A 24,183-nucleotide genomic window follows, 5' to 3' on the forward strand; every position below is an offset into this window, starting at 1 on the left:
GCAGGACTTTGTTCGATGTTATTTGCATGGATAACCGATCCTAATGCCTGGCTGGCGCTCGGTACGCTGACGCTGCTGGAGATTGTACTTGGGATCGACAACATTATTTTTCTTTCTCTGGTGGTAGCAAAACTTCCTACGGCGCAACGGAACCACGCACGGCGGCTTGGGTTGGCGGCGGCGATGGTTATGCGCCTGGCGCTGCTGGCGTCAATCGCCTGGGTCACTCGGCTGACTAATCCGCTGTTTGAGCTTTTCGGCGAAGCGATTTCCGCCCGCGATCTCATTCTGTTACTGGGCGGGTTATTTTTAATCTGGAAAGCCAGCAAGGAGATTCATGAGTCCATCGAAGGCGAAGAAGAAGGGTTAAAAACCCGGGTTTCTTCTTTCCTGGGCGCAATAGTGCAGATTATGCTGCTGGATATTATTTTCAGCCTTGATTCAGTTATCACAGCGGTTGGCCTCTCCGATCATCTGTTTATTATGATGGCGGCAGTCGTTATTGCCGTGGGCGTCATGATGTTTGCGGCACGGCCCATCGGCGAGTTTGTCGATCGTCATCCGTCGGTAAAAATGCTGGCGCTCTCCTTTCTGATCCTGGTTGGCTTTACCCTGATTCTGGAAAGTTTCGACGTTCACGTTCCGAAAGGGTATATCTATTTCGCCATGTTCTTCTCTATCGCAGTAGAGAGCCTGAACCTGTTGCGTAATAAAAAGAATCCGCTGTAATCCTGTCTCGCTCCCCCGCCGGGGAGCGAATACTCACTTTATTTCCTTTCTTCTCACAGATTAAGATTTTGCTGCTTCCGACATGCAGAGCCGCGCGTTATTACTAGACTATTATCAGACATATGATTAACAGACTATTATCAGATGCAGGCTACGTGAGGACAAACGGATGAAAAAGTGGGCAGTTGTAATTTCCGCAGTAGGGTTGGCTTTTGCGGTATCCGGATGCAGCAGCGATTATGTAATGGCGACGAAAGATGGTCGTATGATCCTGACCGATGGAAAACCGCAAGTTGACGATGATACCGGTCTGGTCAGCTATACCGATGCACAGGGAAACGAGATGCAAATCAACCGTGACGAAGTGTCTCAAATCATCGAACGTTAAGCGGTGGCCTGTGATCGAGGTCAGCGTTCTGCAAGCCTTCAGGCTGCGTCCCGTAACGGTGCGTGGCGACCACGCCCGGTAACAATTACGCCGCGCAGCCTGCAATTTTACTTTCCCTTTTGCCTTCCCTCTGCCATTTTTATTGTCCTTTGTCGGGAATTTCTGACTTCATAATAAAAAGGAAACGGCTATGCACTATCACCGTATACCCCACAGCTCGCTCGAAGTAAGTACGCTAGGGCTGGGCACAATGACATTTGGTGAACAAAACAGCGAAGCCGACGCTCACGCACAGCTCGACTATGCCATCGCAAATGGCATTAACCTTATCGATGCCGCCGAGATGTATCCGGTACCGCCGCGCCCGGAAACACAAGGGCTGACGGAGTCCTATATCGGTAACTGGCTCGCCAAACGCGGCAACCGTGAAAAACTGATCATCGCCAGCAAAGTTAGCGGACCGGCACGTAATAATGATCAAGGCATCCGGCCTCATCAGGCGCTGGATCGTAAAAATATTCGCGAAGCGCTACACGACAGTTTGACCCGATTGCAGACCGACTATCTGGATTTGTATCAGGTGCACTGGCCGCAGCGCCCCACTAACTGCTTCGGTAAACTCGGCTATAACTGGACGGACTCCACGCCAGTAGTAAGTCTACTGGAGACGTTAGACGCGCTAAGTGAGTTTCAGCGAGCGGGTAAGATTCGTTATATTGGCGTTTCAAATGAGACAGCGTTTGGCGTTATGCGCTATCTGCATCTGGCGGAAAAACATGACCTGCCGCGTATTGTCACGATCCAGAACCCCTATAGCCTGTTAAACCGCAGCTACGAGGTCGGGCTGGCGGAAGTCAGCCAGTATGAAGGTGTTGAATTGCTCGCCTACTCCTGTCTGGCGTTTGGCACATTAACCGGTAAATACCTGAACGGGGCCAAACCCGCAGGCGCGCGGAATACCTTGTTCAGCCGCTTCACACGTTACAGCGGCGAACAGGCGCAAAAAGCCGTTGCCGCCTACGTCGATATCGCGAAGCGTCACAATCTTGATCCGGCGCAGATGGCGCTGGCCTTTGTTCGCCGCCAGCCGTTTGTCGCCAGTACGTTACTGGGCGCAACCACGATGGCGCAGCTCAAGACGAATGTGGAAAGTCTGCATCTGACGTTAAGCGAAGAGGTCCTGGCGGAGATAGAGGCGGCGCATCAGGTTTATACCTACCCGGCGCCGTGATAGTCAGTGCCCGGTGGCGCTACGCTACCGGGCTTACAGAGACAATGTAAGCCGGATAACGCGCACTCGCCGCCCGGCATATTCACTCAGTATGATGCCTGCCGGCGCTGCCAGATCCACAGCGCCGCGATCGCCAGCGCGAACAGCACGCCAAAGCCGATACCTATCGCCACTGCCGGAACGCCAACCAGCACCGCCAGCGAGTACAGTCCCAGCATTAATAGCATGGCGCTATTCTCGCCCAGATTTTGTACGGCAATGGCATTCCCGGCACCAACGCTCTTCTTACCGCGCTCCTGGAGCAAGGCGTTGAGCGGCACCACAAAAAAGCCGCCCAGCATACCTATCAACAGCAACAAGGCATAAGCAGGCAGCAATGCGTGCTGTAATGAGAAGATCGCAACCACAACGCCAATCAAAATCCCGGCGGGCATACAGCGCGATACGGTCTCCAGCGTCACCAGTTTTGCCGCCGCGCCCGCGCCGACCACAATGCCTACCGCCACCATGGCGTTCAGGTAAGTCGGCGTGGCGTTATCCGTAATGCCCAGCGCCACTGGCACCCACAGCACCAGCAGAAAACGCAGCGTCACGCCTGCGCCCCAGAATAGCCCGGTCCCCACCAGCGAAAAACGCGTTTCACCGTTACGCCAAAGGACAACGCAAGCGCTGAAGAAACTACGCGTCATCGCCGACAACCGCCAGGATTGTCCTGGACGCTCCGCCACAAGCTTCGGGATAAACAGGTTAGCCGCCACTGCGCCAGCGTAGGCCAACGCGCAGGCAACCAGCGCGGCGATGACATGCCAGTCGGCCAATACGCCGCCCGCGACGGAACCGAGCAAAATCGCCGCAATCGTAGAGGCTTCCATCAGGCCATTGGCTTTCACCAGCTTATCACCCGTCGTCAGTTCGCCCAGAATACCGTATTTCGCCGGAGAATAAGCCGCCGCGCCAATCCCGACCAACGTATAACCGACAAAAGGATTTACGCCGAGGCAGATACCTGCCGCTCCCGCCAGTTTAAGACCATTGGCAACCATCATCACCCGGCCTTTGGCAAAGCTGTCCGCTATCTGGCCGACAAACGGCGCAAAAAGAATGTAAGCGCCCACAAACACCATTTGCAAAACAGGCTGGCTCCAGTCCGGGTAAAACTGAGCTTTCAGCAGTGCCAGCGTCGCAAACAGCAGCGCATTATCGCCAAAAGCCGAGAGAAACTGCGCGACAATCACCGACAGCATCCCTTTCGACCAGATGGAGGTGTTAGTACGTACTGACTCACTCATGATGTTGTTCCGGCGCATCCACCCAACTTTTCAGCGTCACAAAATCGGGTTTCCCGCTGCCAAGCAAGGGAAGCTGCTTCAGATAACGGATATCACGCGGGACGGCAAGTTCCGGAATACCGTGTTCACGAGCATAGTGCTGTAACTTTTCTCGGGTGAGTTCGCTGTCAGTCGTAAACAGTACCAGCGCTTCACCTTTGCTGGCATCACTTTTAATGGCGGTAGCGTGCATTTTGTCCGCCGAAACGCCAAGCGCCAGTTGCTCGACCATCTCCAGCGAGACCATTTCGCCAGCAATTTTCGCAAAGCGTTTCGCGCGCCCCTGAATCTGCACAAAACCATTTTCATCGAAGCGTACAATATCGCCCGTGTCGTACCACCCGCGCTCGGTTTCGCCTCTGGCGTTTTCCGCCGACGGCACCTCCAGCACGCCCGGTTTTTCCACGCGCAGATAGCCATTCATGATATTCGGCCCTTTCAGCTGTAGCCGACCGCCGTTTTCAATACCGGGCACCGCCAGCAGACGCGCGTCCATGCCAGGCAGAATGCGGCCAACAGTGCCAGGCTTAGCCGCCATCGGCACGTTAATCGAGACTACTGGCGCGCATTCCGTTACCCCGTAGCCCTCAAGAATGCGCAGACCGAATTTATCCTGCCACAGTTGTTTGGTGCTCTCCTGAAGTTTTTCCGCACCGGCCACCACATAGCGCAGGCGATAAAAATCATACGGATTGGCAAAGCGCGCATAGTTGCCGAGGAAGGTTGACGTACCAAACAACACGGTACAGTTACGGTCATAGACCAGTTCCGGCACAATGCGGTAGTGCAGCGGACTTGGATAAAGAAACACTTCCGCGCCGGTCAACAACGGCGTAAACAGGCCCACCGTCAAACCGAACGAGTGAAAGAGCGGCAGCGCCGACATAAAACGGTCATTGGCGGTGAAATCCGCAATCGTTTTTATCTGCTCGACGTTCGCCAGAATGCTTTTATGGCTGTGCACCACCCCTTTCGGGTGCCCTTCCGAGCCGGAGGTAAAAAGAATGATCGCCGCGTCTTCCGGCTGCTGTTTTACCTGCGCCAGTCGCGGCGCCAGGAGGTGGGCAAAAATCCACAGCTTGTCGGCGGGTGTGACGTCCGCTTTTAAATCTTCCAGGTAAACCCAGCGAACCTGCGTTAGCTGCTCCGGCAGGTGCCACAATTTACCTTTATCGAGGAACTGGCGGGAGGTAAAAATCGTTTTAATTTCCGCCGCGGTAATCGCGCTGGTCAGCCCTTTTACCCCCGCTGTGTAGTTCATCATGGCCGGAATGCGGCGACGAGAAACCGCGCCGAAAATCACCGCCGCGCTGATGGCGGCATTCGGCAGCATTAAACCAATTTTCTCGCCCTCAACGCTGTACTTTTCCAGAATCCGGCCAACAAAGAGCGTCTTGGTCAGTAACTTACGATACGTATCCGGCGTAAAGTTAATGTCCTCAATACAGTTTTTACCCGCGCCGTAACGATATTGCGCCGCCAGCAACGATTCGTATAACGTCTCGCGCGGGCGCACCGCCATACGCGCTTCCATCATGATCTGGTGCAGCATCTCACCCGCTATCTTACGTCTGTCGCGCGCGCGCGGCGCTTCCGGCATCGGTATTTGCGTCGGCGGTAAAATATGAAGCTGAATGCGGGGGAATAAGCGCCGTTTAACCAGACCTTTCAGGCGACTGAAAGGGGTAAGCTCCGCGCCGTCAATGCGGAGCGGAATGATGGTTGCGCCCGATTTTGCCGCCACAAAGCCTGCGCCGTCATAAATTTTCATCAGCGAACCGGTCACGGAAATCCGCCCTTCCGGGAAAATCACCACTGGACGCCCCTGTTCCACCAGACGCACCAGGTGTTTAATGGACATGGGTTTAGTGGGATCGAGCGGCACAAAATCGATCAGCGGCGTTAACCAGCGCATATACCATTGCTGGCTGATGGAGGTATATACCGCAAAGACAGGCCGTACCGGCAAAAACAGCGCCAGTAGCATACCATCGATAAATGAAACGTGATTGGGGGTAATTAAGACCCGGTTCCCCTGTAGCGCCCGGACATCGCCAGTGACGCGCACACGATAAAGCACGCGAAACAGGTTACGGAAAAATCCAAACAGCATTTCAACTCCCTTTGGCCGACAATTCGCTAAAACATGAATTGTGGCAGATTACACGAGTTGCGTAACAGGAGCGATAGCAAAATAGGTTCGAAAAAAAACCTGCGCATCCGCGCAGGTTGGTGCAAGAGACAGGTACGAAGAGCGTACCGAATAATCTCACCAATCAATACCTCTGGGATCTTGATTGTGGGCTTCGCGCGTCTGCATCGCCAGTCCGAAAACGCAAAGGAATAAACGGAAATGCAACGAGTTGTGTAAATTATCCGTTACTGTTACAGGTTCAGGCGAAACAAAAAAAACCTGCGCATCTCTACGCAGGTTGGTGTAATTCGTGTGATCAACAATGACGTTGATTCCACCTATCAATACCTCTGGGATCACCACTCTATCAACCTGACTCGCTGGCCTGCCAGCAGACAATCGCAACAGCGCTTCGCAAACTGTAACGAAAGATTTGTATTGTCACTTTACAGACGCATTTCTCCCGTGCAGGTCACATTTGCCCGACACGGCGGGGCAAGAGGCTTGAACAGACGTTCATTTTCCGTAAAACTGGCGTAATGTAAGCGTTTACCCACTATAGGTATTATCATGGCGACCATAAAAGATGTAGCCCGACTGGCCGGTGTTTCAGTCGCCACCGTTTCTCGCGTTATTAACGATTCGCCAAAAGCCAGCGAAGCGTCCCGGCTGGCGGTGACCAGCGCAATGGAGTCCCTGAGCTATCACCCTAACGCCAACGCGCGCGCGCTGGCACAGCAGGCAACGGAAACCCTCGGTCTGGTGGTCGGCGACGTTTCCGATCCTTTTTTCGGCGCGATGGTGAAAGCCGTTGAACAGGTGGCGTATCACACCGGCAATTTTTTACTGATTGGCAACGGGTATCATAACGAACAAAAAGAGCGTCAGGCTATTGAACAGTTGATTCGTCATCGTTGCGCAGCGTTAGTGGTACACGCCAAAATGATTCCGGATGCGGACCTGGCCTCATTAATGAAGCAAATCCCCGGCATGGTGCTGATTAACCGCATTTTACCGGGGTTAGAACACCGCTGTGTCGCGCTGGATGACCGTTACGGGGCATGGCTGGCGGCCCGGCATCTGATCCAGCAAGGTCATACGCGTATTGGGTATATCTGTTCCAATCACACTATCTCTGATGCCGAAGATCGCCTGAGGGGCTATTACGATGCGCTGGCGGAAAGCCATATCCCGGCTAACGATCGGCTGGTGACGTTCGGCGAACCGGATGAAAGCGGCGGCGAGCAGGCGATGACTGAGTTATTAGGCCGCGGCAGACATTTTACCGCGGTGGCCTGCTATAACGACTCGATGGCGGCCGGCGCGATGGGAGTATTAAATGATAATGGCGTGGGGGTGCCGGGCGAAGTATCGCTCATCGGTTTTGATGATGTACTGGTCTCACGCTATGTGCGTCCCCGACTGACCACCATTCGGTATCCGATCGTCACCATGGCGACACAGGCGGCGGAGCTGGCGTTAGCGTTGGCGGGGAAATGCCCTACGCCAGAAGTAACTCATGTATTTAGTCCGACACTGGTACGCCGACATTCGGTATCCACGCCGACGGATACCGGGCACCTGTCGACAACCGATTAATCAGGGTAGCATGATGGCGACAATGCTGGATGTTTCCCGCCATGCGGGCGTATCAAAGGCCACCGTCTCACGAGTGCTGAATGGGACGGGGCAGGTAAAAGAAAGCACGCGCCAGAAAGTGTTTACGGCGATGCAGGCTCTGGGCTATCGCCCCAACCTGCTGGCACGCTCGCTGGCGAATCGCACCAGCAACAGCATCGGTCTGGTCGTCTCTACGTTTGACGGCTTCTATTTCGGCAGTTTGTTGCGCCGGGCGTCGCGCCAGGCGGAGTTTCATAACAAGCAGTTGATCGTCACCGATGGTCACGATACGCCGGAACGAGAGCAGAAAGCCGTACAAATGTTGGCCGACAGACAGTGCGACGCTATTATTCTTTACACTCGCTATATGGATGAGCCGGCGATTTTGTCGTTGATTGACGCCACGGAAATGCCGCTGGTGATTATTAATCGCAACGTCACTCAGGCCCGCGATCGCGCTATTTTCTTCGAGCAGGAGACGGCGGCATTCCAGGCGGTGGAATACCTGATTACGCAGGGCCATCGCGATATCGCCTGTATTACGCTGCCTGTTCATACTCCCACTGGCACATCACGCGTAGCGGGTTATCGCAAGGCGCTGGAAAAGTATGGTATTCCCTGGCAACCGGCAAAAGTGAAATACGGCGATTACACGCTGACGCGCGGCTATGACGCCTGCCGGGAATTACTGGAGGAAGGCGTCACGTTTAGCGCGCTATTCGCCTGTAATGATGACACGGCGCTGGGCGCGGCAAAAGCGCTGCGCCAGGCCGGATTACGCATCCCGCAGGATGTGTCGCTGTTTGGTTTTGACGATGCGCCGGGCGCAACCTGGCTTGAACCGGGGCTTTCAACAGTCTATTTACCCATCGAGGATATGATAGCCACCGCGATCGATCAGGCCGTTCGCCTGGCGAACAGCGAGCCGGTCGCCCCGATCCCGCCCTTTACCGGCACGCTGATTCTGCGCGAGTCCGTCGCCGCGGGCCCGTTTTTTCAACGTCCGGCCTAATGAGGCGCTTCAGAGCATCTCCAGCGCTAACAGCTCTTCAATGGTCTGACGACGGCGGATCAGCCGCGCCTGTCCATTGTCAAACAGTACTTCCGGCAGGAGCGGGCGGCTGTTGTAATTCGATGACATAGACGCGCCGTACGCGCCGGTATCGTGCAATACGAGGTAATCGCCGGGGATGACCGCAGGTAAGGCGCGTGTTTCAACCATTCCCCCTTCCTGCTGCGTAAAAACATCGCCTGATTCGCATAGCGGCCCGGCGACCACCGTCTCGACCCACGGGCCATTTTCAAGCGCGCGACCATCCGCCGCCAGCGCCGAAATACGGTGATAGCTACCGTACATCGCCGGGCGCATCAGATCGTTAAAACCCGCATCTACCAGCACGAAATGGCGGCTTCCCATCTGTTTTACGCTACGCACCTGCGTTACCAGCACGCCCGATTGCGCCACCAGAAAACGTCCGGGTTCGATCTCAAGTTTGACCGCATGTCCCAGATGGCGGGCGATTTGCTCGCGCGCCGCGTTCCACAGACCATAGTAATGGCGCGTATCAACGGGCTCTTCTCCCTCACGATAAGGTATCGAGAGTCCGCCGCCTGCCGAAATCGCCTCCACATCCTGACCACATTCCAGCACCTGGCGTACCATCGCGCCGCAAACCTGCTCCAGATGGCCATAATCGACGCCGGAACCAATGTGCATATGGATACCAACAAGTTTCAGTCGGTATTTCTGCATTACCGCCAGCGCCGCCGGAAGATCGCTATGCCAGATGCCGTGTTTGCTGTTTTCGCCCCCGGTGTTGGTTTTCTGGCTGTGGCCGTGACCAAAGCCAGGATTCACGCGCAACCAGACGCGATGCCCAGGCGAAACCTGACCAAGCTGCGTCAGCATATCTACCGAGCCGGCATTGACCGGAATATGCAGTTCGCTGACGCGCGCCAGCGTGGCGGCGTCAATCACATCGGCGGTAAAAACGATATCATCAGGGCACGTTTGCGGATCGTAGCCCGCCGCCAGCGCACGTTCGATCTCCCCCAATGAAACAGAATCCACCTTGACGCCCTGCGCGCGCATTAAGCGCAGGATATGAATGTTCGAACAGGCTTTTTGCGCAAAACGCACGACGTCAAACTGCTGCAGGGCGGCTATCTGACGGCGAATAATGTGCGCGTCATAGACCCAGACCGGACAGCCGAATTCAGCAGGCAATCTGAGCAAATTTTCAGCGTTAAGGTCAGTTTCAGCGTAATAATGCGGCAATGACATAACAAACTCCGGAACAGGCTTTTTAACGATTACGCCATACCTTAGAAAGAATAAAAAATATCGTTTTATTGTCAGTCTATGCAAAAATGATATGGGATAAATGATTCAGGGAAACGTATGGCTGCCGTTAATTTACGTCACATTGAAATTTTTCATGCCGTAATGACCGCCGGAAATCTCACCGAAGCGGCGCGGCTGCTGCATACCTCGCAGCCTACCGTCAGTCGCGAGCTGGCGCGTTTTGAGAAAGTGCTGGGATTAACGCTGTTTGAGCGCACACGTGGGCGCTTACATCCGACGGTGCAAGGGCTACGCCTGTTCGAAGAGGTACAACGCTCCTGGTATGGGTTGGATCGCATCGTCAGCGCGGCGGAAAGTCTGCGCGAGTTCCGTCAGGGCGAGCTCTCTATCGCCTGCCTGCCGGTCTTTTCACAATCCTTTTTGCCGCCGTTACTACCGCCTTTTCTGGCGCGTTATCCGGATGTCAGCCTGAATATTGTGCCGCAGGAGTCGCCGTTGCTGGAAGAGTGGCTCTCCGCCCAGCGCCACGACTTAGGGCTGACGGAGACGCTTCATGCCCCGGCAGGAACAACCCGCACCGAGTTACTAACGCTAAATGAAGTGTGCGTACTGCCCTGCGACCATCCGCTTGCCGCCAAAACGGTACTGACGCCAGACGATTTTCAGGGGGAAAACTTTATCAGCCTCTCCCGCCTGGACAGCTACCGACAGTTGTTGGATACGTTATTTGCCGAACATCAGGTGAAGCGCAGAATGGTGGTGGAAACGCATAGCGCGGCCTCCGTCTGCGCGATGGTGCGCGCCGGGGCGGGCGTTTCGATCGTTAACCCGCTGACCGCGCTGGACTATGCCGCCAGCGGCGTCACCGTCCGCCGCTTCAGCATTGACGTGCCCTTTACCGTCAGCCTGATTCGCCCGCTACACCGCCCCGCCTCCGCGCTGGTTGACGCCTTCAGTAAGCATTTACAAACGCATCTTTCGCGCCTGGTCGAACCGCTGGAGGTTATTCTGGGGCCGATGACGAAAGCATAAAGCTCACGGCATCTGCAGCATGAATTGCCGTGGCATCGAAAACCGGTAGCGCGCTTTGCGTCTGGGGAACAAGCAAACCTATTTCAGTGCAGCCAAAAATAACGCCCTGCGCGCCTTGCGCAGCCAGTTGTTCGATAACCTGTAAATAATAGTGGCGCGACGCGTCGGTGAATGTCCCCTGACAGAGCTCGTCAAAAATGACCTGATTGATACGCGCCCGATCGTCCGCCTCCGGCACGATGGTCTCAATCGCAAATTGCTGTTCCAGCCGCCCGCGATAAAAATCCTGCTCCATCGTATAGCGGGTCCCTAATAGCGCCACGCGATGCAACCCCTGACGGGCGATAGCTCGCCCGGTAGCATCCGCGATGTGTAGGAAAGGCAGAGAACAACGAGATTCAATAACGTGCGCGATTTTATGCATGGTGTTGGTACACAGCACAATGCCTTCTGCACCCGCCTGCTGTAACCCCTGCGCGGCCTGCGCCAGGATATCGCCCGCTTTATCCCACTCGCCGCGGCGTTGACATACTTCAATATCGTGGAAATCTACGCTATGCAGCAGTAAGCTCGCCGAGTGCAGGCCTCCCAGCTGCTGTTTAATGCCTTCATTGATTAAACGGTAATAAGGGATAGTCGATTCCCAGCTCATCCCCCCCAACAGTCCGATCGTTTTCACTGCGCTCTCCTTTTTGTAAAGCATTATGGCAGTGAAGCAAACTTACACATCCGTTTCCAGTCTATTTTTCATCATGCCGGATAACAGGCGTCATCCGGCATGGGAGGGGTGATTACACGCCAATATTTCTTAGCTTCTCGCCCGCCATCAGCTTGCGTTCGATGTGCTCCAGGGTGACATTTTTGGTTTCCGGAATCAGCCAGAAAGTGATGCCGATAAAAGCGATATTCAGCGCGGTGTAGAGCCAGAATGTACCTGCCGCGCCAATGCTGTCCAACAGTGTCAGGAATGTCGCGCCGATGATCATGTTCGATACCCAGTTTGTCGTGGTTGAACAGGTAATGCCAAAATCACGGCATTTCAGCGGCTGGATTTCCGAACACAGTATCCACACCACCGGAGCGGCGCTCATCGCGTAACCGGCGATACACATCATCGTCATCCCAACGGAAAGCCAGGAGAGACCGCTTGATGCCGTACCGTTATCAAACTGCATCAGGCAGTAGCCCAACACCAATGTCCCTAACGCCATTACGCTGAAACCGATTTTTAACGCCGGTTTACGCCCGGCCTTATCGACCGTAAAGACGGCGATAAACGTCGCGAACATAAAAGTCAGTCCGACCACCAGCGTGGCGATCATTTGCTGTTCCGTGGTGGTAAAGCCGGCCATTTTAAAAATGCGCGGCGCATAGTACATAATGATGTTCATGCCGGTGAACTGCTGCATTGCCTGTAGCAGCATACCGAGGAACACGGCGCGGCGAACATTGCGGTTAGCTTTAAATAATGCCCACCCTCCCTGCTTGAGTTTGAGGCTTTCCCGAATTTCATTCAGTTCATCACGGGCTTTTTCCGAGGTATCGCGCAGCATACGCAGCACCTCTTCCGCTTCAATATGGCGACCTTTTTGCGCCAGCCAACGCGGACTATTCGGCAGGAATACCACGAGAATAATGAGCAACACCGCAGGCAGCGCCAGCACGCCCAACATCGCGCGCCAGTTGCCGCTGTAGCTGAATGCCGTATCGGATAAAAAAGCCAGCACAATGCCTAACGTCACCATCAGTTGATACATACTGATCATTTTGCCGCGAACATTTTCGCTAGCCATTTCAGAGAGATAAAGCGGCGCGGTATAGGAGGCAATCCCTACTGCTACGCCCAGTATCACGCGGGCGCCAATCAATACTTCCACGCTGGAAGCAAACGCCGACCCCAGCGAGCCGAGCACGAACAAAATCGCGCCAGCCATCAGGCTATACTTACGCCCCAGCCGGAATGAAAGCCAGCCGTTAAATAATGCGCCAATTGCCGCGCCAAGCATCATGCTGCTGACGACCCATTCCTGCAGCCGGCTGGTCAGTACGAAATGGTCGGTAATAAAAGGCAGCGCCCCGGCGATAACGCCGATATCCAGACCAAATAACAGTCCCGCTACCGCTGCAGAAACCGAAACAAACATATTCATACGTCGTGTGTCGCGAAGCGAACGCGGCGTTAAAGCAGAGTCATGATTAATAGAGACCATATTTTCCTGCCACAACAGAGTAAGACATAGCCTGAAAGTACGGGATACTCTTCCTCAAGTGTCAGGCTGGAAACGGCATAAATATGGATTAAATGGCTACGCTATAGCGATATGTGATGGATATTACACTTTTTAAATTTAACGCCGTTGCCGGGTATTTTTTCAAACCACCAATATTTCAATAAGTTAAAGCATTGATCATAGCTATTATTTAACAATATATGGATTAAGTTAAACCCACAATATGGACTATGCTAATGAGATCATAAAAAAACCCTGTACGAGGACAGGGCTTTATCAGTTTTTTCGGCCAAAGAGTCGACTTTCCCAGAAACGCATTTGTCAGTAGCGGATTAACGCGCCAGCCAACCGCCATCTACCGCTATGGTATAGCCGTTAACATAATCAGCGGCGCTGGATGCCAGGAAGACTACCGGCCCCATTAAATCGCCCGGTAGCCCCCAACGTCCAGCCGGAATACGGTCGAGAATTTCGGCGCTACGTTGTGCATCAGCGCGCAATTGCTGGGTATTATTCGTGGACATATAGCCCGGCGCGATGGCGTTTACATTGATATTGTGTTTCGCCCACTCGTTCGCCATCAGACGCGTTATTCCCATTACGCCGCTTTTCGACGCGGTATAAGACGGAACGCGAATGCCGCCCTGGAAGGAAAGCATAGACGCGATATTAATAATTTTGCCGCCGTTGCCCTGGGCAATAAAATGTTTTGCCGCCGCCTGAGACATAAAGAACACGCTCTTGATGTTCAGGTTCATGACGTCATCCCAGTCTTTTTCCGTGAAATCAATCGCATCTTCACGACGGATTAAACCCGCGTTATTCACCAGAATATCAATATGACCGTATTCTGCCACCGCCCGTTCCAGTAATGCCGGAATACCATCGATTTGACGCAGATCGGCTGTCAGGCTTAAAAAACGACGTCCCAGAGCGGTGACGCGCGCAATAGTTTCCGTCGGTTCAACAATGTTAATACCGACAATGTCACAGCCCGCTTCCGCCAGCCCTAACGCCATTCCCTGCCCCAATCCGGTATCGCACCCCGTCACAACCGCGACTTTACCTTCAAGAGAAAATGCATTCAAAATCATTGTTAATCCTTATTTTTGTCATGCCTGTCACGCACAGGCGTTATCACCGGTCGCGACTAGCGCAGATCTTGTACCGCAACGTGATCCATGTCATCGAAGACCTGATTTTCTCCCACCATGCCCCAAATAAACGTATAGGCTTTGGTGCCAACGCCAGAATGTATTGACCAGCTTGGGGAAATAACCGCCTGTTCATTACGCATCACAATATGACGGGTTTCCTGAGGCTGCCCCATCATATGGAAAACGCAACTGTCCTCTTCCATATTGAAATAGAGGTAAACTTCCATACGGCGCTCATGGGTATGGCATGGTGTTCCATAGATTACCGGGCGCCAGTTCGGTGAGTCCCATACTGAGCTGACAGGTTTCCAGTACATCCGGTACGAAGTATTTATTGATGGTGCGACGGTTACTGGTGAGGTTATCGCCTAAGGTGACGGGCGCAACGTCGGCAGGCGACACTTTTTTCGTCGGATAAGCGGTATGCGCTGGCGCGCAGTTGTAATAAAACTTCGCCGGTCTGCTCGCCTCATTGCTGACGAAGACCAGCTCTTTCGCCCCTTTACCAATATACAGAGCATCACGATGACCAATATCATGGCGCTGCCCGTCAACGATAATGGCGCCCGCGCCGCCAATATTAATGACGCCCAGCTCGCGGCGGTCCAGTAACCGGGAAACGCCAAGCTGTTTACCCACCTCTCCGCCGATTTCAACAGAATGGCTGACGGGCATAATGCCGCCGACAATAATACGGTCGATATGGCTGTAGACCATCGTATATTCATCAGCGACAAAAATATTTTCTATTAAAAACTCGCGTCGCAGCGCCTGGGTGTCCAGCGTTTTAGCGTGCTCGCTATGGATGCTTTGCCTTACGTCCACTTTTCCCTCCAATGATAAATCGATCGCAATGGCATAAAATTCAAAACACTGTTTTGATTTATTTAACGGCATCATAGTCGCCTGGATAAAGGTTTTCAACAATAAATAAAACAACGTTTCATTTATATGGTTGGTTATTTTTAAAACTGCTGTAGCGATCACGAACGGCGCTAAAACTTACGCACATGTCTGATTTTCAGACATGTGCGCCAGATGCTGTATGCGGTTACCCAGATAAAAATTGGAGCTTGTTTTGGAACGGGGTCTGATGTGCGAATTGAATTAAAAGCGGTATGCGTCTGCAATGCCCGACGCGGCAAGACGTTCTGCGCTATAACGAAAAAGGGGGTTCTGTCACTGGCTTTGCCCTCGTGATAGAGGGCTTTTTACAACGGAATACTGAAGCAGGAAAAGGATGGCTGGCGCAGGATCAGTCGCGTTCAATGGTTAAAGCAACGCCCTGGCCGCCACCGATACACAGCGTCGCCAGACCTTTTCGCGCGTCGCGTTTAACCATTTCGTGCACCAGTGAAACCAGAATTCGACAACCGGAAGCGCCAATGGGATGCCCCAGCGCAATCGCGCCGCCATTAACGTTTACCCGTCGCTCATCCCATTCCAGCATTTTTCCTACCGACAACGCCTGGGCGGCAAACGCTTCGTTGGCTTCGATAAGGTCGACCTCCGTCAGTTGCCAGCCGGCACGCTCCAGACAGCGCCGGGTAGCATATACCGGCGCAATCCCCATTAGCGCAGGATCGACGCCGACGCTGGCAAACGCGCGGATGCGCGCCAGCACCGGCAGCCCCAGCGCCTGGGCTTTCGCCTCGCTCATCATCATCACCGCGGCGGCGCCATCGTTGATTGAGGAGGCATTACCCGCCGTCACCGAACCTAAACTATCAAACGCCGGATGCAGCAGGGCTAACCCCTCCGCACTGGCGTCGGCCCGCGGTTGTTCATCCGTATCGACAATTGCGGTCTGCCCATTACGTTGCGTGACGATGGGGACAATCTCATCTTTAAAACGCCCGGTATCAATCGCGGCCCTGGCTTTTTGCTGCGAACTGAGCGCATAAGCATCCTGTAACTCGCGGCTGATGCCATATTCCCGCGCCAGGTTTTCTGCCGTCACGCCAATGTGATAATCGTTGAAGGCATCCCATAAGCCATCATGTACCAGACTATCCACCAGATTGTCGGCATCAGGCAACGCGCCGGTACGGCTGTCATTGAGGACATGCGGCGCACGGCTCATATTCTCCTGCCCGCCCGCAATAACAATGTCCGCTTCGCCGCACTGAATAGCCTGCGTCGCCAGGTGCAACGCTTTGAAACCGGAACCACAAACGTCATTAATAGTAATGGCGGAAACGGTAGTCGGCAGCCCTCCTTTGATGGCTGACTGGCGCGCCGGATTCTGCCCGGCGCCAGCCGTCAGCACCTGACCGAGGATGACCTCATCGACAGCGTTAGCGTCCACGCCGGTGCGCTCAATTAACGCTTTTACGACCATGCTCCCCAGCTCGACGGCGGAATGACGGGCCAGCGTTCCCTGAAAACAGCCGATGGGTGTCCGTAAAGCCCCCACTATCACAACCTCTTTCATTACCACCTCAGCGCAAAATGACACCGCCATAGTAGAGCATTGTTAAAATTAGTTATCTTGATTGTTTAAAAAAAGTGAGTTTTATCACAAAGGAAATGACGCTGATTTGACGGTGACGCAGCTTATTTCTGCTGCAAATGGTAGCGAAGCCAGTTCCCTGCCGTTCCGGGCGGCGTCTTCTTGTTCCACAGCAAATCAATAGCAATCGCCCTCGGCCAGCCAGGAACTTCCAGCTGGGCCAGCGGTTTTTCCGCCGCAAACTCTTCCACCAGCGCGCAGGGCAATACGCACCAGCCAAATCCCTGAACCGCCATGCTCAACAGTAATAAATAGTTTGGCGCTGACCAGGCCGGGCCGCGCGTAATGTTGGCATTAGATTCAAGGTAGGTATTCAGACGCAGCTCGCGCCAGGTATGCAGTTGCTCCCATTGCAGGTTCGTCTGCGACGCCAACGGATGCGTGGTCGCCACATAAACCCCCATCCAGCTTTGAACAGGCAGACGCGTCGCGCCAATGTCTGTGGGATAGTCATCACGCGCTTCAATCAGGCCTATCTGGGCGCGCCCTTTTTGCAACAGGTCGATGACATCATCATTTTCTCCGATCAAGCATTCAAACTCGGTATGCGGAAATTGACGATCAAACTGCGCCATTAACTCTTCCAGACTGTCAGGGTGCAGGGTATCAGAGAGGACGAACGTGAGTCTTGCCTCCGTCTCGCCGGATAACGTCAGCGCCACCTCATCCAAACGATCGCTCGCCGATAAAATAGCCTGAACATAGCTAAGCACCCGTTTTCCTTCTTCGGTCAGAACGGGCTGGCGCGAAGATCGATCAAATAATGAAAATCCCAGATCCGCCTCCAGATGCGCAATGGCGGTACTAATGGTGGACTGGCTTTTACGCAGGCGGCGCGCCGCCGCAGAAAACGAACCGCAAGAGACGGTCTCAACAAATGCCATTAACGCTTCAGGTGAGTAACGCATAACCTATCTACTTTATCGATGGATATTATCTTTTAGGTATCACATTAAACGATAAAATAGCGGAAATTTCTTTATTTTGATTAAGAGTAAGGTTTTTTCGTTTATGCAACATGACGCCATACAACGTCGCTCGCTGCCGGAGCGTATTTTCCATGCTGTCTGTTTTGAAGGTATTGCGACTGCGATACTGGCGCTAACGACCGCCTGGCTAATGCAGCGCTCGGTGCTAGAGATGGGCAGCCTGACGATATTGCTGGCAACGACGGCCATGATCTGGAATATCATTTATAACGCTCTGTTTGATCGACTGTGGCCTACGCATCAGGTGAGACGAACCGCCAAAGTGCGCGCACTCCATGCGTTAGGATTTGAAAGTGGGTTTATTGTCATTGGCGTGAGTATTGTCGCCTGGGTACTGAATGTCAGCCTGCTACAAGCATTCACCCTGGAAATTGGTTTCTTCCTGTTCTTTTTGCCGTACACGATGCTGTACAACTGGGCATACGATGTTTTACGCCAACGAATAGTGACTCGCCGCCAACAGCGCGTTAGTGCATGATATTGCTCTTTTTTGCCGGGATCGCAACGCTCCCGGCCCTCCGCCTCCACGACATCCATCTGCTTAAAACGCCCCCAACTGACGCTATTTATGGTAAATTGCGCTTCTTTTTGTGTGTTTTATAGTTGATAAATTCAAATAATGTCTAAAATTTGGTCAAAAGATGAGACTCTCTGGAGTTTTGCATTATACGGAACGGCTGTAGGCGCAGGCACTCTTTTCCTTCCCATCCAGTTGGGATCGGCAGGCGCAATCGTGCTATTTATTACCGCGCTGGTCGCCTGGCCTCTGACATACTGGCCGCATAAGGCGCTGTGTCAGTTTATTCTTTCCTCAAAGACTTCTGCCGGTGAGGGAATTACTGGCGCCGTTACTCATTATTACGGCAAGAAAATCGGCAGTATTATTACCACGCTTTATTTTATTGCGTTTTTTGTCGTGGTATTAATTTATGCGGTGGCGATTACCAATTCCCTGACAGAGCAATTAGCGAAGCATATTCAGATAGATATTCGCATCCGGATGGCAGTTAGCTTCGGCGTAGTACTTATCCTGAATATGATTTTCTTAATGGGAAGACATGCCACTCTTCGCGTAATGGGCTTTTTAGTCTTTCCACTTATCGCTTACTTCTTGTTCCTTTCGCTCTACTTAACCGGAAGCTGGCAACCCTCGTTACTGACCGGGCAGATGTCTTTGGATAGTCACACGTTGCACCAGGTATGGATTTCTATTCCGGTGATGGTTTTTGCTTTTAGCCATACGCCCATTATTTCGACGTTTGCCATCGACAGACGGGAAAATTTTGGCGATCAGGCCATGGATAAATGCAAAAAGATCATGAAGGTCGCCTACCTGATTATCTGCCTGAGCGTGCTATTCTTTGTCTTTAGCTGCCTGCTCTCCATTCCGCCGTCATACATTGAAGACGCGCGCAACGAAGGCGTTACCATCCTTTCCGCGCTCTCGATGATGCCCAATGAGCCGGCCTGGCTCTCTATTTCCGGTATTATCGTTGCCGTCGTGGCCATGTCGAAATCTTTCCTCGGCACCTATTTCGGCGTCATCGAGGGCGCAACCGAAATGGTAAGAACCACCCTACAGCAGGTTGGCGTGAAAAAAAGCCGGGCGTTCAATCGCGCGCTGTCTATCATGCTGGTTTCCGGGATTAGGTTTATTATTTGCTGTATTAACCCGAATGCCATCTCTATGATTTATGCCATTAGCGGCCCGCTCATTGCGATGATTCTGTTTATTATGCCCACGTTGTCAACGTACCTGATACCGGCATTGAACCCCTACCGTTCAGTAGGTAATTTCATTACGTTGGTCGTCGGTTTACTTTGCGTATCGGTGATGTTTTTCGGCTAAAGTAAAAGATAGCCGGGATATAACTCCCGGCTATTTTATATAAGAATCCAGCACCTTTAATATTACGTCCAGATCTTCTTCACGTCTGGCTTCATCACTCTGATGAACGATATGTTCGGTCAGATGCCCTTTAATCACCTCGCGCATTAAGCCATTTACCGCGCCGCGAATCGCCGCGATCTGTTGTAACACGGCCGCGCATTCATGCGGTTCATCCAGCATTTTTTTTAGCGCTATCACCTGCCCCTGAATCTTGCTGGTTCTGGCTTTAAGCTTTTGTTTGTCCCGGATGGTATGTGACATTGCAACACCTCACTAACATTAACGAATACAAATTATAGCATTACGATGCTACTGGGGGGTAGTATTCAATACTGGGGGGGAGTAGAATGACACCCACATAAAACAACTAAGAATCATTCTCATGGGTGAATTTTCGACACTTCTTCAGCAAGGAAACGGCTGGTTCTTCATTCCCAGCGCCATTTTATTAGGTATTTTGCACGGGCTTGAGCCAGGGCACTCCAAAACTATGATGGCGGCTTTTATTATTGCCATTAAAGGTACGGTTAAACAGGCCGTCATGCTCGGTCTGGCAGCAACGCTTTCTCATACCGCGATCGTCTGGTTAATCGCGCTGGGTGGGATGTATCTTAGCCGGGCATTCACCGCACAATCAGTGGAACCATGGCTGCAGTTAATTTCTGCGATTATTATTCTGAGCACCGCGTGCTGGATGTTCTGGCGGACATGGCGAGGCGAGCAGCAGTGGCTGGCGGGAAACCACCATCACGACCACGACCACGACCATGACCATGACCATGACCATCATGGTCACATACATCCGGAAGGTGCAACGTCAAAAGCGTATCAGGATGCCCATGAACGCGCCCATGCTGCCGATATTCAACGCCGTTTTGATGGTCAAACAGTGACTAATGGACAGATCCTGCTGTTCGGCCTGACCGGAGGGCTTATCCCCTGTCCGGCTGCGATCACCGTTTTACTGATTTGTATCCAGCTTAAAGCGTTTACGCTGGGCGCCACGATGGTACTGAGCTTTAGTCTTGGCCTGGCATTAACGCTGGTGACGGTAGGCGTTGGCGCGGCGATAAGCGTTCAACAGGCAGCAAAGCGCTGGAGTGGTTTTTCGACGCTTGCCCGGCGGGCGCCCTATTTTTCGAGCATTCTGATTGGTCTGGTCGGCGTGTATATGGGAATTCATGGCTATACCGGGATCATGCAGTAAATATGTAACGCTTCTGCTCAGGCCGTATCATTCACATCGGGTTTCATTCCAGAAGCGTTTTTACTTATCAAACGGTATGAAAGGCCATACATTCAGCGTCCCGCCTGAATTCTGTATTTTACTCCACTACACCACAGGCAAAAAATACCCCACCGCCACCGGGTTTAGCCGGCGTGTCAGTGTTTCTGGATAGGGTCGCCGGAGGCGGGTTATTGCGGAGCGATAAACGGAGTTCGCTGCAGTGATTTACAAAACCGGGTACCAAACAGCAGTTCCCGTAATCGGTTCCGCATTCCCAGCTTCACCAGTAACCGGTATTTGTCCTGCCAGATTTGCTTCTCCTGTGTATTCAGCCTTCCACACAACGCTGACAACCTTCCTCGTCCACGGTAAACTTCCTGAAGCAAGCGTAACTGGGCCAGGCTCACTCCGCATGCCAGTATCTCCCGGTGCATCAACTGATCCATATAGTTCATCAACCGCTTCGGATTGTTAAATATCGGTGGCACTTCCAGAAAGCCCGTCACCGGATCCGGAGATAACAAAAAGGCGTCCAGCCCTCCTGTCCTGCGCAGGCGTGCGCCCCCGGCCCACTGTTCATCCCGCCGCCACCGAATAAGTATCTCCGCCAGTTCCTGCTCCAGCAGCGTCGGGATGCCGCCGTATACCTTCAGTACCACCCGGTCGCTGAAAAACAGCTCATCGCTGATAATCATAACCGGGTAGTCCGGCAGTATCTGTCTCAGGGAATAGAACAAAAAGAGATGTTCACGGGGACGCAGACACAGTATCAGTATGGCCTCCGGTTTCCGACGTAATTGCTGCAACAGAACAGGCAGACTGTATGCGGTTTCACAGTTGCAGCCCGGCAGAAATCTCCGGACCAGGTGTGCCACGGCGATCGTCACCGGCCAGCAGTCACCGTAAACGATAATCTGCCGGGCCGGCATCCGGTTATGTTCCGTCATCCTCATCCTCCTTCTTTTTCAGGATTTTCCCCGCATTTCTGTTACTGCATAGCCGGTTCCACAGTTCATTTGCCATCGACCTGTCACCATTACCGACCCGGCGTTTTGATACCAGCGGCGGTCCGGCTTTTTCACGGCGCGTGGACGGGGTGGGACTGTCAAGAACCCGGATAACATAAATCTCATAGCGTCGTGCTTTATTAGGCAGGGTCTGGTGACGGCAGATGCTGACCACCCGCGATGTTTTGCTTCGCAGATAGGCAATCAGGTAGCTGGCCCGTCTGGCCGTGATGTGAAACGCCTCTGCTATCTGGTTACGCTGAACCCAGTTCTGCTGCAACAGGCACCAGTGTGCCACAATGATATACAGGGGCTCGTCGGCATACTGGCGGACGCTTTCCGGAATAAAACAGGCATCATGGTTGGTCTGTCCGGGATAATGAATATCGTTACCAGGGGTAAGGTACTGCTTTTTTGCGTGTGTATTATCAGGGCACATAAAACCTCTCCATAACTGGGTAAATGATTTCCCGGAGGTGAAGAACAACTCTTAAATAGTATTTATTATTAATGTGGGTTTATTCGGGATTAGCTCCCCGATAACTCAGTCAGTTCTTTTATTTTTATTATCTGCCCCCCCGATTAGTTATAGGTAACAGTAACGGGTATTGCAGCAGAAAACGTTCCTGTCTTTACACTTCCCCCCGGGGTCGGGGTTATTACTGCAGTATATACCTTCGACACATTACCGGTGACAGCTCCTGTAATAGTAATATCCCCCAGTACTTCTTGTTTATCAAAAGTAATCTCTTTTCCTTTATCATCTTTTATTGAAAGCCGGAGTCCATTAGGCTGACCTTTGTTGGGGCCATCCAGGCTGACAAGATTCAGAGTTTGCCCGGTATCCTGTGTCAGTGCACCTTTCCCGAAGGTGATGGCCAGAGGGATCGTGAATACCTGTCCCATAGCCGGTCGTAAAACCTGCGTGGCGATCACTGTAAAATTTGCCTGTCTGGTCTGTGAAGGTTCATAAGTCGTATAAATATGCCCAAAGTTGACCTGTAATGGAACAATGTCAACTTTACCCAATCCGTTTCTGAGAATTCTCACATTAAAACCAGATAAAACAAATCCGTTTTGTCTCAAAGAATAAGAAAAAGGTACAATATTTAAAACATTACTTATCCCCGTAAAAGCTGTAACTGCACTACTCTCTGAATATGCTTTTGTATATAAGAAATCCAGTGTTATCTTTACTTTTCGTTCTGTAGTCCCAACAGGTAGTTTTGTGCCAAACTCTTTTCGTAACTCATTTCCTGACTGAGTACTCTTTATTTCATCCCAGGAGAACGAAACAGCACTTGAAGCATTTCCTGTTTCTTTAATGGACATTATGAATCCAAGTCCCATCGCATCTAGTGTCTTGGTAAATTTACTGAAGTAGCCCTGATTAAATACCAGCTGTGGAAATTGCGTGTCATATCCCATGTAACATTTAAAAACTGCATCCTGATTGATTGTATAGATAACCGAATCCGTGCCGGGTTTAAAATCATCGGTTGTCAAATTTATACTTCTTAAATTAATATTCTGACCGGAAGTGACTGCACATTCATTTATACCTAGCTCAACCGCATACACTTTAGTCACACATAAAGAGCACAACATCATCACCAGCACGGTCAGTTTTGTTTTCAGATTAAAAATCCATTCTGTCATGATGTCGCCCCTGCGTCCTTAAACGCGCAGTTCAGGGCATCGCAGGTGTAGCGATTCATCTGCAGTCCCCCGTAATCATCAATATACCCCACCCACAGCGTCCGGGTTTCTGCCGGCAGAACAGCCTTTAAAGGCAGGTTCCCCAGGGGCGGTACCATCACGCCCTCGCGGAAACCGCTGAGCCTGTGGCTACGGTCTGCTCCCAGCCACGCCACAGTGATGTAGTACGGCGTCGGGTTTCTGAGGGTCAGATGTCCCGCATTCCGCTCAGCAGTCAGCTTTCTTTCCGGCTGGTCACTGCTGCTTCTGATAATGGCTTTCGGACGGTAAAACAGTTTCAGCTGGCTCTGCATGGCCAGTTGCAGAACGTTGTCGTCTTCTGGCTTCGGGGGAACGCCCCGCACGTTAAGCCAGAACAGTGTTTCCCTGTCCTGAGGGAGCTTATCTGTCAGCCCGCGAACCTGGGTGATGCGGACCTGGGATTTCTGTCCGGCATCAATACGCTGCAGCGGCGGCAGCGCCATCAGCGCATCGGTTCTCACCCCGTCAGCGTCCGTCACCCAGGACTGCGCCAGGAACGGCGTGGTTTTGTCATCGTTATTCAGCGTGATGGCCACCGTTTTCTGCGGCGCATCCATGATAATACGGGTCCGGTCAACATTGACGGCCGCCGGGCTGTACTGGCTCCATGCTGCCGCCAGTGCGAGTAAAATCACACGGCTTCTTCTGCTGTTTTTCACCT

Annotated in this window: 23 protein-coding genes and 1 pseudogene; 9 read left to right on the top strand and 15 right to left on the bottom strand. The window is 52.6% G+C overall.

The window, feature by feature from the left end; genetic code table 11:
- The first annotated feature begins 15 nt into the window (after nt 1-15).
- The 3 genes from ACQ29O_RS18910 to ACQ29O_RS18920 all read left to right on the top strand — a co-directional run bounded on the left by ACQ29O_RS18910 (nt 16) and on the right by ACQ29O_RS18920 (nt 2,348).
- Nucleotides 16-729, top strand: a complete 714-nt coding sequence (locus ACQ29O_RS18910) for a TerC family protein (RefSeq protein ID WP_000895635.1) — start codon at nt 16-18, stop codon at nt 727-729.
- Between the two features lie 169 nt (nt 730-898).
- Entirely contained in the window at nt 899-1,117 is a 219-nt protein-coding gene (locus tag ACQ29O_RS18915) for a YgdI/YgdR family lipoprotein (RefSeq protein WP_000758662.1), read from the top strand.
- A 190-nt stretch (nt 1,118-1,307) separates the two neighbouring features.
- The gene (locus tag ACQ29O_RS18920; RefSeq protein ID WP_000558960.1) at nt 1,308-2,348 is read left to right on the top strand and encodes an NADP(H)-dependent aldo-keto reductase; all 1,041 of its coding nucleotides are present in this window, start codon (nt 1,308-1,310) and stop codon (nt 2,346-2,348) included.
- 86 nt (nt 2,349-2,434) lie between these two features.
- On the opposite strand, the gene lplT is transcribed toward ACQ29O_RS18920, so the two are convergent.
- The 3 genes from lplT to ACQ29O_RS18935 all read right to left on the bottom strand — a co-directional run bounded on the left by lplT (nt 2,435) and on the right by ACQ29O_RS18935 (nt 6,173).
- The gene (gene lplT / locus ACQ29O_RS18925; protein ID WP_000004688.1) at nt 2,435-3,637 is read right to left on the bottom strand and encodes a lysophospholipid transporter LplT; all 1,203 of its coding nucleotides are present in this window, start codon (nt 3,635-3,637) and stop codon (nt 2,435-2,437) included.
- Entirely contained in the window at nt 3,630-5,789 is a 2,160-nt protein-coding gene (aas, locus tag ACQ29O_RS18930; protein ID WP_000896089.1) for a bifunctional acyl-ACP--phospholipid O-acyltransferase/long-chain-fatty-acid--ACP ligase, read from the bottom strand. Before aas ends, lplT begins: the two co-directional genes overlap by 8 nt.
- Before the next feature lie 156 nt (nt 5,790-5,945).
- Nucleotides 5,946-6,173 (bottom strand): hypothetical protein, encoded by a 228-nt coding sequence (locus ACQ29O_RS18935; protein ID WP_071525129.1) that lies wholly within the window; start codon nt 6,171-6,173, stop codon nt 5,946-5,948.
- 207 nt (nt 6,174-6,380) lie between these two features.
- Here ACQ29O_RS18935 and galR point away from each other — a divergent pair, with 207 nt between their 5' ends.
- Nucleotides 6,381-7,409, top strand: coding sequence for an HTH-type transcriptional regulator GalR (gene galR, locus ACQ29O_RS18940; protein ID WP_000201027.1), 1,029 nt, complete (start codon nt 6,381-6,383; stop codon nt 7,407-7,409).
- 10 nt (nt 7,410-7,419) lie between these two features.
- Nucleotides 7,420-8,442, top strand: coding sequence for a LacI family DNA-binding transcriptional regulator (locus tag ACQ29O_RS18945; protein ID WP_000968353.1), 1,023 nt, complete (start codon nt 7,420-7,422; stop codon nt 8,440-8,442).
- Nucleotides 8,443-8,451: 9 nt separating this feature from the next.
- Here the strand turns inward: ACQ29O_RS18945 and lysA are convergent, their stop codons facing one another.
- Nucleotides 8,452-9,714 carry a diaminopimelate decarboxylase gene (lysA, locus tag ACQ29O_RS18950; RefSeq protein WP_000056599.1) on the bottom strand — a complete coding sequence of 421 codons (1,263 nt, stop codon included), beginning with the start codon at nt 9,712-9,714 and terminating at the stop codon, nt 8,452-8,454.
- Nucleotides 9,715-9,831: 117 nt separating this feature from the next.
- On the opposite strand from lysA, the gene ACQ29O_RS18955 reads away from it, so the two are divergent.
- Nucleotides 9,832-10,767 carry a LysR family transcriptional regulator gene (locus ACQ29O_RS18955; RefSeq protein WP_000741798.1) on the top strand — a complete coding sequence of 312 codons (936 nt, stop codon included), beginning with the start codon at nt 9,832-9,834 and terminating at the stop codon, nt 10,765-10,767.
- Here the strand turns inward: ACQ29O_RS18955 and ACQ29O_RS18960 are convergent.
- The 6 genes and pseudogenes from ACQ29O_RS18960 to ACQ29O_RS18985 all read right to left on the bottom strand — a co-directional run bounded on the left by ACQ29O_RS18960 (nt 10,739) and on the right by ACQ29O_RS18985 (nt 17,575).
- Complete coding sequence (locus ACQ29O_RS18960; protein WP_020937165.1) at nt 10,739-11,446, bottom strand: aspartate/glutamate racemase; 708 nt, start codon at nt 11,444-11,446, stop codon at nt 10,739-10,741. The genes ACQ29O_RS18955 and ACQ29O_RS18960 overlap by 29 nt on opposite strands.
- A 112-nt stretch (nt 11,447-11,558) precedes the next feature.
- Nucleotides 11,559-12,977, bottom strand: coding sequence for an arabinose-proton symporter AraE (gene araE / locus ACQ29O_RS18965; protein ID WP_000253650.1), 1,419 nt, complete (start codon nt 12,975-12,977; stop codon nt 11,559-11,561).
- A gap of 353 nt (nt 12,978-13,330) precedes the next feature.
- Nucleotides 13,331-14,092 carry a 2-dehydro-3-deoxy-D-gluconate 5-dehydrogenase KduD gene (gene kduD / locus ACQ29O_RS18970; RefSeq protein WP_000602491.1) on the bottom strand — a complete coding sequence of 254 codons (762 nt, stop codon included), beginning with the start codon at nt 14,090-14,092 and terminating at the stop codon, nt 13,331-13,333.
- A gap of 56 nt (nt 14,093-14,148) precedes the next feature.
- A pseudogene (gene kduI / locus ACQ29O_RS18975) lies at nt 14,149-14,980 on the bottom strand (5-dehydro-4-deoxy-D-glucuronate isomerase).
- Nucleotides 14,981-15,410: 430 nt separating this feature from the next.
- Nucleotides 15,411-16,589: an acetyl-CoA C-acetyltransferase gene (locus ACQ29O_RS18980; protein ID WP_020937166.1), complete on the bottom strand. Its 1,179-nt coding sequence runs from the start codon at nt 16,587-16,589 to the stop codon at nt 15,411-15,413.
- A 122-nt stretch (nt 16,590-16,711) separates the two neighbouring features.
- The gene (locus ACQ29O_RS18985; protein WP_001270774.1) at nt 16,712-17,575 is read right to left on the bottom strand and encodes a LysR family transcriptional regulator; all 864 of its coding nucleotides are present in this window, start codon (nt 17,573-17,575) and stop codon (nt 16,712-16,714) included.
- A gap of 103 nt (nt 17,576-17,678) precedes the next feature.
- Here ACQ29O_RS18985 and ACQ29O_RS18990 point away from each other — a divergent pair, with 103 nt between their 5' ends.
- Nucleotides 17,679-18,134, top strand: coding sequence for a multidrug/biocide efflux PACE transporter (locus tag ACQ29O_RS18990; protein ID WP_001747397.1), 456 nt, complete (start codon nt 17,679-17,681; stop codon nt 18,132-18,134).
- Nucleotides 18,135-18,275: 141 nt separating this feature from the next.
- Entirely contained in the window at nt 18,276-19,505 is a 1,230-nt protein-coding gene (locus tag ACQ29O_RS18995; protein ID WP_001747398.1) for an amino acid permease, read from the top strand.
- Between the two features lie 30 nt (nt 19,506-19,535).
- Here the strand turns inward: ACQ29O_RS18995 and rcnR are convergent, their stop codons facing one another.
- Nucleotides 19,536-19,808: a Ni(II)/Co(II)-binding transcriptional repressor RcnR gene (gene rcnR, locus ACQ29O_RS19000; protein WP_000019953.1), complete on the bottom strand. Its 273-nt coding sequence runs from the start codon at nt 19,806-19,808 to the stop codon at nt 19,536-19,538.
- 121 nt (nt 19,809-19,929) lie between these two features.
- Here rcnR and ACQ29O_RS19005 point away from each other — a divergent pair, with 121 nt between their 5' ends.
- Nucleotides 19,930-20,754 carry a nickel/cobalt efflux protein RcnA gene (locus tag ACQ29O_RS19005; RefSeq protein ID WP_000503695.1) on the top strand — a complete coding sequence of 275 codons (825 nt, stop codon included), beginning with the start codon at nt 19,930-19,932 and terminating at the stop codon, nt 20,752-20,754.
- 209 nt (nt 20,755-20,963) lie between these two features.
- On the opposite strand, the gene ACQ29O_RS19010 is transcribed toward ACQ29O_RS19005, so the two are convergent.
- From ACQ29O_RS19010 to stdC, 4 genes are all read right to left on the bottom strand, one after another.
- Complete coding sequence (locus ACQ29O_RS19010) at nt 20,964-21,722, bottom strand: hypothetical protein (protein ID WP_001747400.1); 759 nt, start codon at nt 21,720-21,722, stop codon at nt 20,964-20,966.
- Complete coding sequence (locus ACQ29O_RS19015) at nt 21,709-22,221, bottom strand: CaiF/GrlA family transcriptional regulator (RefSeq protein ID WP_000336257.1); 513 nt, start codon at nt 22,219-22,221, stop codon at nt 21,709-21,711. Before ACQ29O_RS19015 ends, ACQ29O_RS19010 begins: the two co-directional genes overlap by 14 nt.
- Before the next feature lie 143 nt (nt 22,222-22,364).
- Complete coding sequence (locus ACQ29O_RS19020; protein WP_253336079.1) at nt 22,365-23,441, bottom strand: hypothetical protein; 1,077 nt, start codon at nt 23,439-23,441, stop codon at nt 22,365-22,367.
- Nucleotides 23,438-24,181, bottom strand: a complete 744-nt coding sequence (gene stdC / locus ACQ29O_RS19025; RefSeq protein ID WP_001747402.1) for a fimbrial biogenesis chaperone StdC — start codon at nt 24,179-24,181, stop codon at nt 23,438-23,440. The genes ACQ29O_RS19020 and stdC overlap by 4 nt, the downstream gene beginning before the upstream one ends.
- Nucleotides 24,182-24,183: the final 2 nt, after the last annotated feature.

The sequence above is a fragment of the Salmonella sp. GDC200615 genome (assembly GCF_050574145.1).
Lineage (GTDB): Bacteria > Pseudomonadota > Gammaproteobacteria > Enterobacterales > Enterobacteriaceae > Salmonella > Salmonella enterica.

What these genes read in the sequence shown, in the direction of transcription:
- ACQ29O_RS18920 (WP_000558960.1), top strand. Translation starts at nt 1,308, where the DNA reads ATGCACTATCACCGTATACCCCACAGCTCGCTCGAAGTAAGTACGCTA.
- rcnR (WP_000019953.1), bottom strand. Translation starts at nt 19,808, where the DNA reads ATGTCACATACCATCCGGGACAAACAAAAGCTTAAAGCCAGAACCAGC.
- ACQ29O_RS18915 (WP_000758662.1), top strand. Translation starts at nt 899, where the DNA reads ATGAAAAAGTGGGCAGTTGTAATTTCCGCAGTAGGGTTGGCTTTTGCG.
- ACQ29O_RS19005 (WP_000503695.1), top strand. Translation starts at nt 19,930, where the DNA reads ATGGGTGAATTTTCGACACTTCTTCAGCAAGGAAACGGCTGGTTCTTC.
- ACQ29O_RS19015 (WP_000336257.1), bottom strand. Translation starts at nt 22,221, where the DNA reads ATGTGCCCTGATAATACACACGCAAAAAAGCAGTACCTTACCCCTGGT.
- ACQ29O_RS19010 (WP_001747400.1), bottom strand. Translation starts at nt 21,722, where the DNA reads ATGACGGAACATAACCGGATGCCGGCCCGGCAGATTATCGTTTACGGT.
- ACQ29O_RS18910 (WP_000895635.1), top strand. Translation starts at nt 16, where the DNA reads ATGTTATTTGCATGGATAACCGATCCTAATGCCTGGCTGGCGCTCGGT.
- ACQ29O_RS18985 (WP_001270774.1), bottom strand. Translation starts at nt 17,575, where the DNA reads ATGCGTTACTCACCTGAAGCGTTAATGGCATTTGTTGAGACCGTCTCT.
- ACQ29O_RS18955 (WP_000741798.1), top strand. Translation starts at nt 9,832, where the DNA reads ATGGCTGCCGTTAATTTACGTCACATTGAAATTTTTCATGCCGTAATG.
- ACQ29O_RS18945 (WP_000968353.1), top strand. Translation starts at nt 7,420, where the DNA reads ATGATGGCGACAATGCTGGATGTTTCCCGCCATGCGGGCGTATCAAAG.
- galR (WP_000201027.1), top strand. Translation starts at nt 6,381, where the DNA reads ATGGCGACCATAAAAGATGTAGCCCGACTGGCCGGTGTTTCAGTCGCC.
- kduD (WP_000602491.1), bottom strand. Translation starts at nt 14,092, where the DNA reads ATGATTTTGAATGCATTTTCTCTTGAAGGTAAAGTCGCGGTTGTGACG.
- araE (WP_000253650.1), bottom strand. Translation starts at nt 12,977, where the DNA reads ATGGTCTCTATTAATCATGACTCTGCTTTAACGCCGCGTTCGCTTCGC.
- ACQ29O_RS19020 (WP_253336079.1), bottom strand. Translation starts at nt 23,441, where the DNA reads ATGACAGAATGGATTTTTAATCTGAAAACAAAACTGACCGTGCTGGTG.
- lplT (WP_000004688.1), bottom strand. Translation starts at nt 3,637, where the DNA reads ATGAGTGAGTCAGTACGTACTAACACCTCCATCTGGTCGAAAGGGATG.
- ACQ29O_RS18995 (WP_001747398.1), top strand. Translation starts at nt 18,276, where the DNA reads ATGTCTAAAATTTGGTCAAAAGATGAGACTCTCTGGAGTTTTGCATTA.
- ACQ29O_RS18980 (WP_020937166.1), bottom strand. Translation starts at nt 16,589, where the DNA reads ATGAAAGAGGTTGTGATAGTGGGGGCTTTACGGACACCCATCGGCTGT.
- aas (WP_000896089.1), bottom strand. Translation starts at nt 5,789, where the DNA reads ATGCTGTTTGGATTTTTCCGTAACCTGTTTCGCGTGCTTTATCGTGTG.
- lysA (WP_000056599.1), bottom strand. Translation starts at nt 9,714, where the DNA reads ATGTCATTGCCGCATTATTACGCTGAAACTGACCTTAACGCTGAAAAT.
- ACQ29O_RS18990 (WP_001747397.1), top strand. Translation starts at nt 17,679, where the DNA reads ATGCAACATGACGCCATACAACGTCGCTCGCTGCCGGAGCGTATTTTC.